The organism is Peptoniphilus grossensis, from assembly GCF_001940285.1.
Taxonomy (GTDB): domain Bacteria; phylum Bacillota; class Clostridia; order Tissierellales; family Peptoniphilaceae; genus Peptoniphilus_A; species Peptoniphilus_A faecalis.
Window position 1 is genome coordinate 1,073,625 of the sequence record NZ_MJIH01000001.1, and the last position, 17,294, is coordinate 1,090,918.

Below are 17,294 nucleotides of genomic sequence, written 5' to 3' on the forward strand. Positions count from 1 at the left end.
ATTCTTTAAACAAATATTTATTACTCTTGTTTTTTCCACAATCCTTTAAAATTACAATAGAATTATTTAACATCTCAAATATTTTTTACGCACAAAGGATTTTTCTCCGCTTTAAATAAAGAAACTCTTTATTTAAATTAATAACCCTTTTCAAAGTCCACTATATTTTTAAAATCTCCATCATTTTTTAATGCCTTTAGGTTTTGATAGGCTGTGTCAAATTGCCTTTTGCCCAAGTCTTCGCAGGAGAAGGAAATATGTGGATAGATGTAGACATTTTCCATTTCCCAAAGTGGTGATGACTCGCTTAATGGTTCTTCTTCAAATACATCAAGTGCCGCTCCTCTTATTTTTCCAGATTTAATTGCATCTACAAGTGCATTTTCATCTATTGTTGCGCCCCTTGATATATTCACTATTACTACGCCTTCCTTTAATTTTTCAAAGCGTTCTTTATCAAGTATGTGGTGAGTCTTTTCTGTTACTGGTAGGCACATTATAATATAGTCCATGTGCGGAAGAATTTCATCAAGTTCTTCTATTGAATAGACATTATCAAAGGGTTCAACTTTTCTACCACTTGTATTAAATCCATTTAACTCAATATCAAATCCCTTTAATCTCTTTGCTCCAGCTATCGCAATTGTTCCAGTACCCATGAAAAGAGCCTTTTTGCCATATAAATTGTAGGCAAAACTTCTCTTATCCCAAATTTTTTTATTTTGATTTTCAATATTTTTTCTATCTTCTTTGTCAATTTGAAGGAGTCCATAGACTATCCACTCTGCAATAGGATCATCGTATGCTCCGTTGTTATTGGATAAAATTATTTCTTTTTCTTTAATGTAATCTAAATCCAAAAAATCAATTCCAACTGATGCTAAAAATATATATTTTAGATTTTTGTGATTTTTATAATTTATATTTTTTAAATTAATGTCACCAATTAAAATATCTTCGCCATAGTCTTCAACTTCATTGGGATTTTTTTCATCGTAACCAATTACTTCATAGCCCAATTTTCTTATTGTGTCGCCGTATTTTCTTGCCATACCTTTGCTTAATAAAACTTTCATTTATTCCTCCACAAATTTTTTTATTATTTTTACTACAAAATCCTTTTTATCCGTCATTACAGAATGTCCACAATCATTTAGTTTTTCAAATCTTGCACCTAATTCATCTGCCAAAAATTTTCCGTCCATGTATGAAATTACCCTATCATCATAGCCGTGCAAAACTGTACTCTTTTTGTTTAGCTTTCCACCAAAATATTTATAATTCCTTAAAATTTTCGCAACTTCCTCTAAATTTCTCTGCTTAATTGCAGAGTCTATATTTCTCTCAAATTCCTCCTTTCCTGGCATATTCACATTGTATATAAAGGTTTTAAATAAAATTCTAATATTATCTTTTTTTAATTCATCGCCCTTCATGCCTATGCTTGCAAAACTATCTTCAATTAAACCCATATTAAAGGTCATTAGTCCCTTAAAGATTTCCAAGTTTTTTTGAGGATTAATAAAGTCAAAATTGCTCAAATATTCTTGAAAATTACTTGTAAGAACGTCTGCACCATTAACACTATAAGGTTCATAGCCAATTGGAGCTAAGAAAACTTGATTTTTTATTCTATTATTTATTTCCCTATCCTTTGAAAGTTCAAGGGCAACTCCAGCGCCAAGAGACCATGAGACCACGGTAAAATTATTTATATTAAGTTTTAAAATAAATTCTTTTATGTCCGAAGCAAAATCATCTATTGATGTAACTTTTTTGTTATAAGAACTATTGCCATATCCTCTCATGTCTGGCGCAAAAATTTTGTAATCCTCTAAACTTTTAATAACTTCTATAAAACAAGAAGATGAGTACATATTTCCATGTATAAATAAAATATTTTTGTCTAATTTACCTTCGTTTTCTAGGTAAAAAATTTTTTCGCCCCTTATATCCACATAATTTCTTTTTAAATTCATCTTCCACCTCTCTTCTATGATTAGATTATATGATAAAGCCATAATTTAGTAAATAGAGCCATATTGTAAAAATTTTTCAAGTAGATTATAATTAATTAATAAATAGAAAGGAGTCTTTATGAGTTTTTTTAGAACCTTACCCACAAAACTTAGCTTTAATACAAATGAAAAAATTCAAATTGCTAATGCCGAACTCACTAGCGGTGATTTTGCAATAGCAATTGATATATTAAATGCAACAGACTCTTATGTAACTAATATAGAATTTGCTGTAAAGTTTAAATCTATTGATAAATTTTATTTGTTTAATGGCAAAGAATTTTATTTTGCACAATCAGTAAACATAAAACCTTACACGAGATATTTTTTAGATCCTTTTTTATTGGACGAGAGATTTTATGATGCAAGGGCAATAGATATTTACATCTCAAAATACACTTGTGATGGCAAAACTATACCTTGTTCAGAAAAAAAATATGAAATCAATCTTCCTGTAATACCAGAAAAAAAACGTGCCCAAATAAAGGACACCCTTGGCGAAGGAATTAAAACTTACGGAGAAAATCAAATTGATTTTTGGCGCTGTGCCTGTGGTTTTATAAATGAAAAGGAAAACACCGAGTGTGATTTTTGTGGCAGAAATAAAAGTTTTGTGTTAAACAATTTGACTGAACCACTTATAAATTCAAAAATTTTAAATGTAATTGAAAACACGAGGTCTACATCGGATATTAATTTAAAAACTTTGGAAACTCACTTAACTCAAACAAATTTATCAAAGATTGCCCCCAATATTGAGAGCCTAAAAAGCGACAGAACTAACGATGTTAGCTTAAAAAAGCCAAGAAAATTTTCAGGAAAAATCATCTTCTTTTCCTTAGTTTTAATATTTATCTTGTCAATAATTTCTATACTTATAATTAATTTTACAGTAGTTTCTCGAAATGAAAATAAAATTGAAGATGCAAGAGCTTTGGCATTAAGCGGCGAATATAATGAAGCTCTTGAGGTTTACAAAGAAGCTACAAAGGAAAAAACAACTCCAGAAATTTCAAAGGAAATTGAAAAATTAAAGAAATTAGTTCAATCTAACGAATTTTATCAAAAAGGTATTGAATTTTACAGAGAAAAAAATTATATTGACTCTGCCTCTAATTTTAAAAAAGTAATTCAAGAAGACGATAAAAACTATAGTTCAGCACAAGATAAACTCCTCTCCATTGACAATATAATTTTGACTAATGTAAAAAGTTTATACACGGAAAACAAAATTAGTAATGCACTTTCACTTTTAAATTCCTATCTTGAAGTGGTGCCTGAATCTGCAAAAGCGACAACTTTAAAAAAAGAAATTGAGAGCAAAAACGCCATTGATTTGAATAAAAAGGGCGTTCAAAGGGAAAATTTTGAAAAAGAAAATGACTACACAGATGCAGCACAGACGGCAAAAAAATCTTCTGAACTACTTCACACTTATAGAAATGTAGCAACAGAAAAGGCAAACTTGAGGAAAGAACCCAGTGTTGATTCTGAAATAATAAAAATTTTGGAAAAGGGAACTGAACTCTACATCTTGGAGACAAAAATCGAACAAGGCGAAAGAATTTGGTGCCATGTAGAAGTTAAAAGTACAGTTTCAGGCGAAAATACAACTGGTTGGATCTCTGACAAAACTTTAAATTAAATCTCCACTTTTGTGGGGATTTTTTGATTTTTTTAATGAACCTTTTTGCATCCTAAATAGTCTTATAATTAGATGCATCAAAGGAGGATAAAATGAATCAAGATAATAATTTTACCTTAGAAAATTTTGAAAAATTAAAAAATGGTGATAAATATTCCTTTAACCTCCTGTATAAAGAGTACAATTTAATATTATATCGCACTGCACTTCTCCTTTTGGGAAACAAAGACGATGCAGAAGATGTACTGCAGGACACCTTCTTATCAATTTACAAAAATATAAATAGTCTAAAAGATTTTAATAAACTAAAACCTTGGATTTTTTCAATTCTAAAAAATTTTTGCTATACGAAGTATAAAAAGAGAAAGAGAGAATTTCCAGACGAATTTGTTTTAGATAGGGCGGATATAGGTAGTGTTTCAAATGGCGAAGATGAGTTCCTTTTAAATGAAGTTGGGGAAAAAGTAATTCTCTTTGTTGATAAATATCCAGAAACTTCAAAGCCAATTTCAGAACAACCTTATAATGAAATGAGGGATATTAATGAAGTGCCAGTTTATTATTCAAGAGTTGAAAATTTATTCCTAGCAGATGAAAAAGATGCAACTCCAGAAGAACTTGAAAGGTCAAAAAAAGATCCCTTCTTTAACCTAGCTATTGGTTCAGAAGAAAGAATAGAAGAGGTTACAAAAAACCTAATTTTTCAATATAGGAGTATCCAATATTCACTTCTCGCCGGTGAAAAAATGGATGTAAATGAATATTATGAAATGGCAAGAGAAATAATTAAATATAAATAAAACTCTTGATACAAGAAAAGGACCCATCGGTCCTTTTTAATTTACACCACTCATTTTTTTATACATCTCAATATTTGAATCATTTAAAAATTCATAGGCTGCATTTATTTTTTGAAATTTTTCCTTTGCTCCCTCTTCTTTATTTAGATCTGGGTGATATTTTTTTGCCATTTTCCTATAGGCAAGTTTAATTTCATATTTGTCTGCAGAATAATTTACACCGAGAGTGTCGCAGGCACTTTCATATTGCTCTTTAAATCCATATCTCTGTCCTTGTGATGAATTATTACCATAATTTCCATAATTGTCATAATTGGAGCTTTGACCGTCATAGTATCCATAGCCTGCTTGTCTAAAAAATTCTTCAAACTGAGAAAAGTCGTCAAAAGTTGTCCATGTAAATCCGCCAAATTCTTTAAACCTTTGGTTAAATTCTTCTTCTCTTCTCTTTCTCTTTTCTTCCTCTTGTTTAATTCTTTCTCTCTCTTTTTTCTCCCAATAAGCCCTTCCATAGCCAGAAATATTTTCAAATTCATTTTCTTTTCCAAGAAGATAATGATCTGCCCTATCGTAGAAAAATTCAGTTACCATGTAGTGAATATATTTAAGAAAGGATTCTGAAACATTTCCCAGTAGTGGCACGATTATCGCAAGAGTTATTATTGTGGATAACCATCTATTGCGAGCAATCCCCACCCACGCAAAGGGATTTAAAAATATCAATATTATTAAACAACCTCCCATGGATATGACGTATAAGAAAAATTTCCTTATCGCAGAAAATAAATCCACGGCAATATTTACTATCACTATTAAAAAAGTTAAGATTAGGTCAAAAAATTTGCCCAAGCCCTTATAAAAATATCCTAAAATTTTATTCATTAACTTTACCTTTTCTATATTCTTCTAAAAATTTCTTGTCTTCGATTACAAGTCCCCACTCATTTGCTAAAAACTCCAAGTGATGAGTGAACTCGTGGAGCAAAACTTCCTCTAGCTTTTTCTTTAAGATCTCCCTCGATGAAAATCTATACATCTCCATAAAGGAGCCATAATAAATTTTTATCATATTGCCAAGCATTGACCTTTGGTATTCGCCCATTATGAGTAAATCGTCATTGCGAGATTCTTCGTGATACTTTACCTCTTCTGTTAGAATTATACCACCGTTTAGATGTTCATAGGCATAAGATGGTATGCTTTCGCAAATTTTTTCCAAAATTTCTTGGACTTCATCTATCCTATCCAAATAATATTCGTCGTAAAAGTCATTATTTTCTTTAGGACTTTGTTCTAAAAATCCTTCGCTATTTAAAGGTGCAGACTCCCCTTCTTTATTATATAAGATTTCTCTTTCACTTTCATTATCTTCATCAATTTCATTTTCTTTTTCAAAAAATTCATCCCTTATTTTTAATGAAACTTTAATTTTATTTTTATCTTCCTCAGTGAATGAATTATCTCCAAGCAAATTTTCATCGCCTTCTATGTAATCATTTAGCATCTTGTCACCTCCAAAATAAAAAACTGTAGAATTCTACAGTTTTACCTACTCTATTTAATTATAATACCCCCGAAAGAAAATTTCTACACGTCTTAAATTTCTGCCAAGGTCTTGCCCGGCACTGATGACAATAACTTTTTAGTGTAGTCCTCTCTTGGGTTTTCAAAAATTTCTTCTGAATTATTATACTCCACGCACTCACCATGGTACATTACAAGTACATCTTCTGCCACATGCCTTACAACTGAAAGGTCGTGAGATATAAAAATCATGCTAAGTCCAAGATCCCTTTGTAAATCTTCCATTAAGTTTATTATTTGTGCTTGAATAGAAACATCTAATGCAGAAGTGGGTTCATCTGCCACAATTATTTTTGGATCTACTGCAAGAGCCCTTGCAATAGAAATTCTTTGCCTCTGTCCTCCAGAAAATTCATGAGGATATCTATCGGCGTGATATTCTGAAAGCCCACAAATTTCCATAGTTTCAATAACTTTTTTGTGGATTTTTTTCTTGTCCCTTTCGCCCAATAGATTTCTTATGCCCGTTGCAATTATATCTTTACATTTTTTTCTTGGATTAAGGGAGGAATAGGGATCTTGAAAAATCATCTGCACGTCTTTTCGATATTCCTTTAACTCCCTTTGATTTTCCTTTAAAATATTTTTCCCCTTGTAAATTATTTCACCCTTTGCATCGGGATAAAGGCCCATTATACACCTTGCAAGAGTAGATTTTCCTGAGCCACTTTCGCCAACTACGCCAAGGGTATGAGAGGTTTTTAAATCAAAGGAAATATCCTTTACTGCCTTTAAAACTTCACCGCCATTTATTTTAAATTCTTTATTTAAATTTTTTACTTCTAAAATTGTTTTGTCCATAATTATCACCTATACAAAAAACAGCTGACTTTGTGCCCATTGATGTCGATCTCCTCTGGAACTTTTTCTTCACAAATTTTCATCTTCTCATCACATCTGTCACAGAAGTAGCAACAATCAGGTAAGTTAATCGGATTTGGCACCGAACCTCTAATTGTGTATAGCTCGTCCTTTTTTTTATATACAGTAGGTATCGCCTTAATAAGTCCCTTAGTATAGGGATGTAGTGGTTCATTAAAAATATCTACTGCCCTTGCCCTTTCAACAATTTTTCCTGCATACATCACATTTACATAATCGGCAATATCGGATACTACACCAAGGTCATGAGTTATGAAAATTATAGAAGTGTTCATATCTTCCTTTAATTTTTTCATTAGCTCCAAAACCTCCCTTTGAATTGTAACATCAAGGGCAGTGGTAGCTTCATCTGCTATTAAAAGTTTTGGAGATGCAGAAAGTGCCATGGCAATCATAACTCTCTGTCTCATTCCCCCTGAAAGTTCGTGGGGATATAAATTATAAATATCTTCTGCTCTATCTATCTCAACCTTTTTAATCATCTCAATTGATTTTTCCTTGGCAGTTTTTTTATCCATATTAAAATGAGTCCTATAAACCTCAGACATTTGATAGCCAATTTTTAGCGCTGGGTTAAGCGAAGTCATTGGTTCTTGAAAAATCATGGATATTTCCTTTCCCCTAATTTTTCTAAGTTCTTCTTCTGAAAATTCCAAAAGATTTTTCCCCTCAAAATTTATTTCACCAGAAATTTTTTCAAGAGATGACTTGTCAATTAGGCCCATTATTGCAAGGGATGTTACAGATTTGCCCGAACCGCTCTCGCCAACTATGGCAGTTGTCATCCCGTCACGCGTATTTATATTCACTTTGTTCACAGCTTTTACTGTTCCTTGAGAACTTTTAAAAAAGACTTCAAGATTTTTTATTTCTAATAACATACTACCTCCTGAATTTTGGATCAAAGGCATCTCTAAGGGCATCGCCCACAATATTTAAAACTAAAATTGTAAGGGCAATGGCAAGGCCTGGAAATAGAGTTATATGTGGATAATTTCTAATATAGGCTCTCCCTTCAGAAAGCATTTGTCCCCATTCCGCTTCTGGCGGCATAATTCCCATCCCAATAAAGGAAAGAGATGCCGCAGATAAAATTGCAGTTCCAACTCCAATTGTAGCTTGCACAATTATTGGTGCAAAACAATTGGGAAGTATCTCAGCAAAAATTAATTTAAAAGTTTTTACGCCAGACAGTCTAGCCGATTCAATGTATTCCAAGTTTTTAATAGACATTACCTGACTTCTTACAATCCTAGCATAGCTTGGTATAGAAGATAGAGAAACTGCTAAAATTAAATTCTTCATTCCGCTGCCTAGAGCAGCTGCAAGGGCAATCGCAAGTACAAGTTGTGGAATAGATAAAATTGTATCCATTACTCTCATGATTATAGAATCAAAAACCCCCTCGTAGTAGCCTGCAAAAGCACCTATAATTACTCCGATTATCGTTGAAATTATTACAGATGTAAATCCAATTTTTAGAGAAACCTGCGCTCCGTGAAGGACTCTTGAAAAAATATCTCTGCCAAAATTATCTGTGCCCATTAAGTGAGCGCTACTTGGTTTTAAAAAATTATCCTTGGGGAACTGCTCTGTATAATCATAGGGTGAAAGCACATCCGCAAAAATTGCTACAAAAATTAATAGAATTAAAAATCCAAGGGCAACTACTGCTATTTTATTTCTGCTATAATATTTAAAAAAGTTTTTTAATCTCTTTAACATAGTTCACCTACTTATACTCTGACTTGATCCTCGGATTTATAAATCCATAGAGAATGTCGACAATAATTGAAATCACAGAATAAACTATTGCAATAAGCATAATTGCACCGAGAATTATTGGATAGTCCCTAGTTTTTATAGAATCAACCATTAGCCTTCCAATTCCAGGAATGGAAAAAATAGTTTCTGTCAAAATACTTCCACCGAGAAGGCCACCAGCTTGAAGCCCAATAGTAGTTATAACGGGGATCATTGCATTTTTAAGCGCGTGGACAAATATTATCTTCCTCTTGCTAAGTCCCTTTGCATAGGCAGTCCTAATATAATCCTTGTCGAGAACATCTAACATTGCAGATCTTGTCATTCTCATGATTACTGCGGAAGACTGAAAACCCAGTGCAAACCAGGGCAATATCATCTGTTTTAAATATGAAAAGCCCGATGCAGGAAGCACCTTTAATTTCGTAGAAAATACAATTATAAGTAAAAGTCCTGACCAAAAAATTGGCATTGCAAGTCCAACCATGCCAAGGGCTGTTATAATTGAGTCGATAAAAGTATTTTTCTTTAGAGCTGCAATTATACCCGAGATAATTCCCATAATTACTGCAATGGCAAGGGCGCCACTTGCAAGTTTAATTGTCGTTGGAAAGACTCTAATAAGAGCCGCTGTTACAGATCTACCAGATTGATAACTTGTGCCTAAGTCAAAGTGAAAAATTAAATTCTTTAAATAATTTCCATACTGAATTACAAAGGGCTGATTTAGCCCCAAATTTTCCCTTATAGCATCTACAGCTTCCTTAGTTGCATCAGGCCCTGCTACTGCAAGGGCAGCATCTCCCGGCGATAAATATAAAAGTGAAAACACTATAAAGCTCACGCCTAAAAGTGTTGGTATTAATATTAAAAGTCTTTTTAATATATATTTAGTCATATCTAATCCTTTCTTCTGTAGAAAAGACAAATTCACCAAAGAATACCTTGGTGAATTTAAAAAATTATTTTTCTAAAAGATTTACATCTTTAAGTTCTTGTGGGTATTTTGGAAGAAGATCTAGTCCTTCAACTCTATTATTGCCAGCAACAACCGTTTCGCCATAACAGATGTATAACCATGGATACTCTTTATTGATAAGCTCTTGAGCTCTCTTATAGATGTCAGCCCTCTTCGCTTCATCAATAGTTGAAATACCTTCTTTTATTAAATTATCAAGTTCTTCATTTCCAAAGTACATATAGTTTGGTCCTTGGCCCTTATTTGAGGAATGGAAAGGTTGAAAAAGTTCATAATGTGCATCGACAACTGAGGGATTCCAACTCATGATAAACATATTGTGTTCCTTATTCTTTAGTGCATCTATAAATGCTCCCCATTCAAGTCTTTCTACATCAAGGCCAATGCCATATTCCTTTAGTTGTGCTTGCATCATTGTTGCGACATTTACTCTTTGAGTGTTGTCAGATGTATAAATGGAAAGATTTGTTCCTTCTCCCATTCCTGCGGCTGCAAAAAGTTCCTTTGCCCTTTCTTTATTCACGACATTTGGTTTAAGTGAATCTGCAATAGAATATTTGAAATTTGGATTAATTGGACTTGTAGCAAGTTTTCCACTATTCATATATACAGTTTCAAAAATTGAATTCATGTCAATTGCATTTACCATAGCTTCTCTAGCCTCTTTTTTGTCAAAGGGAGCTTTGTCCATGTTAAATCCAATAAAATGAACTGAATTATCTAATTTTCTATAAAGTTTTAAATCCTTATTTTCTTCAATATTTGGAATTTCTGACGGATCTACTTTATATGCAAGGTCAACTCCACCACTTTCAAGTTCAATAATTCTTTGGGAAGCTTCTGGTATTACCTTCATTTCGATTCCAGAAATTTTTGGAGCATCGCCCCAATAATTTTCATTTACAGAAAAGTTTGCGTGATCATTTTGAACCCATTCGTCTAATACAAAAGGTCCAGTACCCATTGGTGCATTAGCGAGATCTGCTCCACTTTCCACATATTTTTTAGACAAAATAGAAACAGCTGGATGTGATAGCGAGTTTAAAAAAGCTGCATCTGGTTCTGTTAATTTAAAGGAGAAAGTTAAATCATCTTCTTTTTTGTAAGAATTGGGATCAATTTTTCCATAAAAAGATTTAAACTTTTCACTTGCTGCCGCTCTTTGTAAAGTAAATATTACATCTTCAACTGTAAGTGGATCTCCATTGGAAAACTTAACTCCTTCCCTAATTTTTATTTTAAAGCTCTGTGGGTCTGGTGTTTTAATTGACTCTGCAATGGAATTTACAAGTTCACCCTTAGAATTTCTTTTTACCAAAGTGTCGTAAACTTGAATTAAAATATTTTCTGCATAGTCGTCGTTTAAATCATTAGGTTCAAGAGTCTGTGCATCTTCTGAAACTGCAACTTTTAGAACTTTTCCTTCAGCCTTGGTATCTCCTTTGTTGGAACAAGCCACCATAAAAAGCGAAAGTGCTAAAAGCATTGCTATAATTAATTTTTTCTTCATATTCATCTTCCTCTCTATATTTTATTATACTCTTCTTATATTAGCTCCAAGATGTCTAAATTTTTCTTCGATTTTTTCGTAACCTCTGTCAATGTGGTGAATTTCAGAAATTTCTGTTTCACCTTCAGAAACTAATCCCGCAAGAATAAGTGCAGCTCCTGCTCTTAAATCTGTTGCAGCAACCTTGGATCCATATAATTTACTCTTACCCAATAGTATGGCTTCTCTATCTACTACTTTGATTTTTGCGCCCATTTTTTTAAGTTCTTCGGCGTGCATAAATCTATTTTCAAAAACTGTTTCAATAATGGCTGATTGTCCTTCCGCTTGAGTTAGTAATGCCATGAATTGTGCTTGTAAATCAGTTGGAAATCCTGGATGAGGAAGAGTTTTTATCTCAATTGGTTTTATTTCTTCAGTTCCAATTACCCTGATCTTATCGTCATTTTCAATAATTTTCGCACCAGTTTCCGCTAATTTTGCAATAACTGGCTTTAAATGAGAAACAATAATGTTTTCAATTGTTATATCTCCACCAGTGATTGCAGCCGCAACCATAAATGTTCCTGCTTCAATTCTATCTGGTATTACTTGATGAGTGCAGCCTCCTAGTTTTTCCACTCCCCTAATTCTAATAGTTGAAGTGCCTGCTCCCATTACCCTTGCCCCCATTTTATTTAAAAAATTTGCAAGGTCTACAATTTCAGGTTCCATAGCACAGTTTTCCATCACAGTTTCGCCCTCAGCTAAAACTGCAGCAGTCATAATATTTTCAGTTGCACCAACTGATGGGAAGTCCAAATAAATTTTCGTGCCAACTAATTTATCGCACTCAGCTTTTATTTCTCCATGAGTCATTTCAATATTTGCGCCTAAGGCTCTAAAGCCCTTTAGGTGCAAATCTATTGGTCTTGAACCAATATTACATCCTCCGGGAAGAGAATTATAAGCTTTGTTTAATTTTGCAAGAAGTGGTCCCATTACCAAAAATGATGCCCTCATCTTACTCATAAGTTCATAATCTGTTTTATAAGAATTAAGTCCACTTGGATCAATAATTAATCTATTTCCATCTTTATTTATTTTGAGACCTAATTTTCTCAAAACTTCTGTTATTATCTCAACATCCTTAAGTTCAGGTACATCTTCCAATACTATTTCTTCCGTTCCAAGTATTGTAGCTGCAAGTATTGGTAGAGCAGCATTTTTCGCACCCGATATTCTTACATTGCCCTTTAGTGGGCCCTTTGGTCTTACTAAAATTTTATCCAAAAGGATTCCTCCTATATTCTTTTATTTATATCAATTTAATTATATCATAGAGCCATAAAATATTTAAGAAATTAAAATTATCACTTTTAATAAAAAATATTATTTGTTAAAATAAGTTATTAATTAGTTAATGAAGGAGGCTTTTATGAAGGAATTTATACAAGAAAAATACAAGGACATTAAGGAGTCAATTTATTCAGTTGACTATTCGAGCAAATACCCTGACCTTATAAATTTTGGTGTGGGCGACCCAGATTTAATGACCCATGAGATGATTATAAAAGAAGCCTACGATTCACAAATCGCAGGGCACACTCACTATGAAAATCCTCAGGGCTACCTTGGTCTAAGAGAAGAAATTTCAAAAGCCTACAAAGAAGACTTTGATGTAAAATGCGACCCATCAGAAATTTTAATAACCATGTCTGGCACTGAAGCCATGTACATAATTTTAGAGGTAATCCTTAATCCTGGAGAAGAAGTAATTGTACCTTCGCCCTATTTTAGCGTCTACCCAGACCAAATAAAAATGGCAGAGGGTGTGCCAGTTATCTACGAAACAAAATTTGAAAAGGAATTTAACATCGAGCCAAGAGAAATTGAAAAGTTAATAAATGAAAAAACTAAGGCAATAATAATTAATACGCCAAACAATCCAACGGGTTCAGTATATAGTGACGAAACATTAAAAGAAGTTTATGAAATGGCAAAAAAATATAATTTAATTGTAATTTGCGATGATATATACACAATCTATTCCTACGAAAGCAAATTCAAGCCAATGATTTCTTACGACCCTGAATTTAAAAATGTAATTTCCATTTCTTCCATGTCAAAGGATTATGTAATGACTGGATGGAGACTTGGCGCCATAGTAGCACATAAGGATCTCATAAATGCAATGACTTATGTCCACGAAAACACAGTTTATGCAGTTCCAACCCTTTGCCAGTATGCAGGTGCAATGGGTATAGCCAATCGAAAGATAATTTGTCCGCCTCTTTATGAGGAATATAAAGAGAGAATGTATCTAGCTTACGAAAGATTAAAAAAATTAAATCACGTAGAAGTCCTAAGACCAAAGGGAACTTTTTATATCTTTCCAAAAATTACTGTGCCAGACATGACTACAGATGAAGTTGTAAGGGAAATTTTAGAAAAGGCACATGTGAATTTAATCAATGGATCGGCCTTTGGACCAGCTGGCGAAGGATTTATAAGAATTGCAGTAACTGTCAATAAAGATAAAATAAACGAAGCCTTTGATAGAATAGAAAAACTAGATATTTTTAAAAAATAAAATAAAAGACTGAGCAAAATGATATATTGCATATCAAAAACTCAGTCTTTTTTTATATAAACTTTAAGATTAAGCCATAAATAACTGGAATAAAAATTGCTGGAGTAGAGTTTGCAAGCTTAAAGTCCACAAGTTTTAACATATATAAGCAAATGGCAATAATCATCACGCCACCTGTCCCCGATAAGTTTGCTGCTACTTCTTGCGTAAATACAGGAAGCAAAAATCCCGACAGAAATACTAATATAGCTTGATATATGAAAACTGGTATCGCAGAAAAAGATACTCCCTTTCCAAAGGTTGTGGCAAAGAAAAACGCCGTCAATCCATCCATAACTGCCTTGGCAAATAGAATGTCATTGTCGCCCTTTACTCCTGCATCAATACATCCAAGTATTCCCATTGAACCAACACAAAATATTAAACTTGTAGTTATAAAACCTTCAGAAAATCTTGTATCCTCAGAATTTATAAACTTACTTTTTATAAAGTCGGTGAAATTGTTTAGTTTGTCATCTATTTTTAATAGTTCGCCAATTGCAACTCCGAGAACTATGGAAATTATCACTACAATAATTTCTCCTTCCAAAGAGGATCTCACTCCAATAATGAGTACACAAACTGGCAAAAATTTCATTATGGATTCCTGAATATTTTTTGGAAATTTATCTCCGACAAAGGATCCAAAAAGTCCAAGGACTAAAACACTTATTGCATTTACAAAAACACCCAACATATTGCTACCTCCCTAATTTATTTTCCCTGCCATAATAAAATAAATATTGATTGGCAAAGCCTGCATTTTTGCCAAATACTTCACGTCCACGCACTGCAATTTTTGATTTTGGCGTCACTTCTTTTAGATATAATTCTTCCATTACTCTTTTTATCCAAACATCTACGGGAAAAGACTCCTTTCTATCAAAGGCAAAAAGAAGAATACAGTCGGCAACCTTTGGTCCAACTCCTGGCAAAACTTGAAGAGCAGACCTTGCATCTTCTAAATTCATTTTTTCAATTTCATCAATATTTATAATTCCATTATTTATTAAATTTGCTGTATCCACAATTCTCTTGTCACGAAATCCAACTCTTGCAAATTCACGAAGATCCTCTGGCTTTGCCTTAGAAAGTTTTTCCGCACTTGGAAAGGAAAAATATTTTCTATTTTCATCTTCTCCTAAAAACTCTCCATACATTTCAGAAATTTTTTCGATGGATTTTTTTATCCTTGGTATTTGATTGTTGGCAGAAATTATAAAGGAAATAATCGTCTCAAACTTCTCCTGATTTAAAATTCTTATACCTTTACCGTATTCTGTTGCGCTTTTCATGACATCGTCCTTAGAAAGTTCTTCTATTACTCTCTTGTAGTCTCGGTCAAGGTCAAAATAATCGTAAAAAATTTCATCAAAAGAAGTTCTATCAACACCCCTTAATAAAATCTCATCGCCAACTTTTTTTGCATTGGCAACTCTGCCATGAGTTATAAAAGTAAAAGAACCGTCATCCTCTTCATACCATCTAAAGGCTTGACCACAAGTAAAAATATCCCTTGGGTCAAATTCCTCTAATTCACTAATAATGCAAAAATTTCCATCAAAATTAATCTTCATTAAAATTTAAACTCCTATAAATAAAGAACCTATTAATAAATAATAGGTCAGCTAATTTCTTTCATAAAATAAGAAAGCGTTAAAAGTGAATCGTTAAGCCTAATGTTTTCAACTACTACGCCAGAAGGCGCTTTTAAGTCATAGGGTGCAAAGTTCCAGATTCCCTTTACTCCCGCATCAATAACTCTTTTTGCCACATCCTCACAAGATTCCTTTGGCACAGTTATTATTGCAACCTCAACTTTCTCATCTCTTATGTATTTTTCCAGATACTTCATATTTCTTACTTTGATGCCACTTATATCTTCGATATCTTCCTTAATATCAAAGAAAGAAATAACATTAAAACCAGAATCCCTAAAGCCCTTGTACCTTGCAATTGCTTGTCCAAGTCTACCTGCCCCAATGACAATGCTATTGTAAGTTTTATCTATTCCAAGAATTTTATCCACTTGTTCCTTTAGCGCCTTTGTGTTGTAGCCATAGCCTTGTTGACCAAATCCACCAAAATTATTTAAGTCCTGTCTAATTTGAGAAGCGCTAAATCCAGTAATATTACTCAGTTCTTTAGAAGAAACTCTTTCGATTCCACTGTCTATTAACTCTTTTAAATACCTGTGATAAACTGGCATTCTCCTTATAACCGTTTCAGAAATACCCCTTGCATTCTTCGGCAAATCAACACCCCCTAATCGTTTATATTATAACAATCTTTCTACTTTTTGTAAATTAAAGCAAATATATTAATTACAAGTCATTATTGTGATTTAGCTGAAAAAATTCTAACATATTCAAACAAAAACTCCTATTGCCAAGATTATTGCAGCTAGAATCATAAAAATTTTCCCAAATAATTCTAAGAAGTTCTCCAAATTTCTATCTTCTCTATAATCTCTTAAAATTTTTGGTAATTCTAAAGCCAACCCAAGTGCCACAAATACAAATCCAAGCATTTTTAATATATCCACTTCATTAATTCTCCAATTCAAAAAAATTTTCTGCAATCATACATCTAATAGAACCGCCGCCATATTTTGAAATGGTTTCTACATCAATTGGAAGAATAAAGTCATATTTTTCAATTGTATTTTTGTGTTTATCAGTCAAAGCATTATATCCAGATTTTGAAATCACGAGGATATTTTTGCCCTCGCCCTTTAATTCAATTGAATTTCCTACGTAATTATTAAATTCGTCTTCAGTAAGAGAAATTATTTCCTTGCCAGAATCCCTTAGAGATTTTAAAACCTCATCTCTATTTTCACTAATCAAATTATCTGCAATTATTGCAAACTTTTCTCCCACCATCATTAGTACATTTGTGTGGTAAATATCTACACCCTTATCCATAGATCTAAAATAAACTGGCTTTAAATTAAATCTCTTTGCAAATTTCAAAAATTCGCCCTTGTCACAACGCTTTGAAAGACTTCCATAGCAAATACTATTCCATCTATCTATTACAACGGCACCAGTCCCCTCTAAAACTCTTCCCTCTTCGTTTCTAAAATCAATTACTTCAGACCTATTGTAATCAATAATTTTTTTAAGCTGAGGCAAAATCTTATTATATTCCTTATTTCTATTTTCTGCATACATCTCTGAAACAAAAACCTTTCCCGGAAAAGTTACAAAAACATTATTAGGAAAAATTGAATCAGGAGTACTCTCATCAAAATCCTCAATTACGTCCACATGAATTTTATTTTTGCGAAGAATGCTAACAGCATCATCAAATTCCCTTAACGCAAAATTTTTTATTTCATTTTCAGAAGTTTCCTTTGGACTAATTTGGTAAATATTATCCTTTGCCGTCTCTTTATTAAAAGTAAAGGCATGGGGTCTAACTAAAATTACTCTATTTGTTACCATTATTTTCTCCTTTTCTCCATTATAACAAATTTAAAAATAAAAAACTCTCCAT

At 32.7% G+C, this 17,294-nt stretch carries 18 protein-coding genes; 3 read left to right on the plus strand and 15 right to left on the minus strand.

Annotated features, from left to right (window positions below; translation table 11 throughout):
• Positions 1-137: 137 nt before the first annotated feature.
• Together BIV18_RS05245 and BIV18_RS05250 are read right to left on the minus strand one after the other, a co-directional pair.
• Complete coding sequence (locus BIV18_RS05245; RefSeq protein WP_075659610.1) at positions 138-1,076, minus strand: phosphoglycerate dehydrogenase; 939 nt, start codon at positions 1,074-1,076, stop codon at positions 138-140.
• Positions 1,077-1,979 (minus strand): alpha/beta fold hydrolase, encoded by a 903-nt coding sequence (locus BIV18_RS05250; protein ID WP_075659611.1) that lies wholly within the window; start codon positions 1,977-1,979, stop codon positions 1,077-1,079. It lies immediately after the preceding gene.
• Positions 1,980-2,097: 118 nt separating this feature from the next.
• Between BIV18_RS05250 and BIV18_RS05255 the strand changes: the two genes are divergently transcribed.
• Together BIV18_RS05255 and BIV18_RS10320 are read left to right on the plus strand one after the other, a co-directional pair.
• Positions 2,098-3,663 carry an SH3 domain-containing protein gene (locus tag BIV18_RS05255; protein WP_075659612.1) on the plus strand — a complete coding sequence of 522 codons (1,566 nt, stop codon included), beginning with the start codon at positions 2,098-2,100 and terminating at the stop codon, positions 3,661-3,663.
• A gap of 92 nt (positions 3,664-3,755) precedes the next feature.
• Positions 3,756-4,463: an RNA polymerase sigma factor gene (locus tag BIV18_RS10320; protein ID WP_083635533.1), complete on the plus strand. Its 708-nt coding sequence runs from the start codon at positions 3,756-3,758 to the stop codon at positions 4,461-4,463.
• 36 nt (positions 4,464-4,499) lie between these two features.
• On the opposite strand, the gene BIV18_RS05265 is transcribed toward BIV18_RS10320, so the two are convergent.
• From BIV18_RS05265 to murA, 8 genes are all read right to left on the minus strand, one after another.
• Positions 4,500-5,345, minus strand: a complete 846-nt coding sequence (locus tag BIV18_RS05265; RefSeq protein ID WP_075659613.1) for a DnaJ domain-containing protein — start codon at positions 5,343-5,345, stop codon at positions 4,500-4,502.
• The gene (locus tag BIV18_RS10950) at positions 5,338-5,967 is read right to left on the minus strand and encodes a metallopeptidase family protein (protein WP_235860792.1); all 630 of its coding nucleotides are present in this window, start codon (positions 5,965-5,967) and stop codon (positions 5,338-5,340) included. The genes BIV18_RS05265 and BIV18_RS10950 overlap by 8 nt, the downstream gene beginning before the upstream one ends.
• A 92-nt stretch (positions 5,968-6,059) precedes the next feature.
• On the minus strand, positions 6,060-6,851 hold the full coding sequence (locus tag BIV18_RS05275) for an ATP-binding cassette domain-containing protein (RefSeq protein ID WP_178385796.1): 792 nt from the start codon (positions 6,849-6,851) through the stop codon (positions 6,060-6,062).
• 2 nt (positions 6,852-6,853) lie between these two features.
• Positions 6,854-7,810, minus strand: coding sequence for an ABC transporter ATP-binding protein (locus BIV18_RS05280; RefSeq protein ID WP_075659615.1), 957 nt, complete (start codon positions 7,808-7,810; stop codon positions 6,854-6,856).
• Position 7,811: 1 nt separating this feature from the next.
• Positions 7,812-8,654, minus strand: coding sequence for an ABC transporter permease (locus tag BIV18_RS05285; RefSeq protein WP_075659616.1), 843 nt, complete (start codon positions 8,652-8,654; stop codon positions 7,812-7,814).
• 7 nt (positions 8,655-8,661) lie between these two features.
• A complete protein-coding gene (locus tag BIV18_RS05290) occupies positions 8,662-9,591 on the minus strand; it encodes an ABC transporter permease (protein WP_075659617.1) in 930 nt (309 codons plus the stop codon).
• Positions 9,592-9,655: 64 nt separating this feature from the next.
• The gene (locus BIV18_RS05295) at positions 9,656-11,182 is read right to left on the minus strand and encodes an ABC transporter substrate-binding protein (protein ID WP_075659618.1); all 1,527 of its coding nucleotides are present in this window, start codon (positions 11,180-11,182) and stop codon (positions 9,656-9,658) included.
• A gap of 24 nt (positions 11,183-11,206) precedes the next feature.
• Positions 11,207-12,454, minus strand: coding sequence for a UDP-N-acetylglucosamine 1-carboxyvinyltransferase (gene murA, locus BIV18_RS05300; protein WP_075659619.1), 1,248 nt, complete (start codon positions 12,452-12,454; stop codon positions 11,207-11,209).
• Between the two features lie 145 nt (positions 12,455-12,599).
• On the opposite strand from murA, the gene BIV18_RS05305 reads away from it, so the two are divergent.
• Positions 12,600-13,754, plus strand: coding sequence for an aminotransferase class I/II-fold pyridoxal phosphate-dependent enzyme (locus BIV18_RS05305; RefSeq protein ID WP_075659620.1), 1,155 nt, complete (start codon positions 12,600-12,602; stop codon positions 13,752-13,754).
• A 52-nt stretch (positions 13,755-13,806) separates the two neighbouring features.
• Here the strand turns inward: BIV18_RS05305 and BIV18_RS05310 are convergent, their stop codons facing one another.
• The 5 genes from BIV18_RS05310 to BIV18_RS05325 form a co-directional block, all read right to left on the minus strand.
• Entirely contained in the window at positions 13,807-14,490 is a 684-nt protein-coding gene (locus BIV18_RS05310; RefSeq protein ID WP_075659621.1) for a DUF554 domain-containing protein, read from the minus strand.
• A 4-nt stretch (positions 14,491-14,494) separates the two neighbouring features.
• Positions 14,495-15,370, minus strand: a complete 876-nt coding sequence (locus tag BIV18_RS05315) for a DNA-3-methyladenine glycosylase family protein (RefSeq protein WP_075659622.1) — start codon at positions 15,368-15,370, stop codon at positions 14,495-14,497.
• Between the two features lie 47 nt (positions 15,371-15,417).
• Entirely contained in the window at positions 15,418-16,047 is a 630-nt protein-coding gene (locus BIV18_RS05320) for a redox-sensing transcriptional repressor Rex (RefSeq protein ID WP_075659623.1), read from the minus strand.
• 114 nt (positions 16,048-16,161) lie between these two features.
• Positions 16,162-16,338 carry a hypothetical protein gene (locus BIV18_RS10640; RefSeq protein ID WP_178385773.1) on the minus strand — a complete coding sequence of 59 codons (177 nt, stop codon included), beginning with the start codon at positions 16,336-16,338 and terminating at the stop codon, positions 16,162-16,164.
• A 4-nt stretch (positions 16,339-16,342) separates the two neighbouring features.
• The gene (locus tag BIV18_RS05325; RefSeq protein ID WP_075659624.1) at positions 16,343-17,242 is read right to left on the minus strand and encodes an arginine deiminase-related protein; all 900 of its coding nucleotides are present in this window, start codon (positions 17,240-17,242) and stop codon (positions 16,343-16,345) included.
• Between the last annotated feature and the right edge of the window lie 52 nt (positions 17,243-17,294).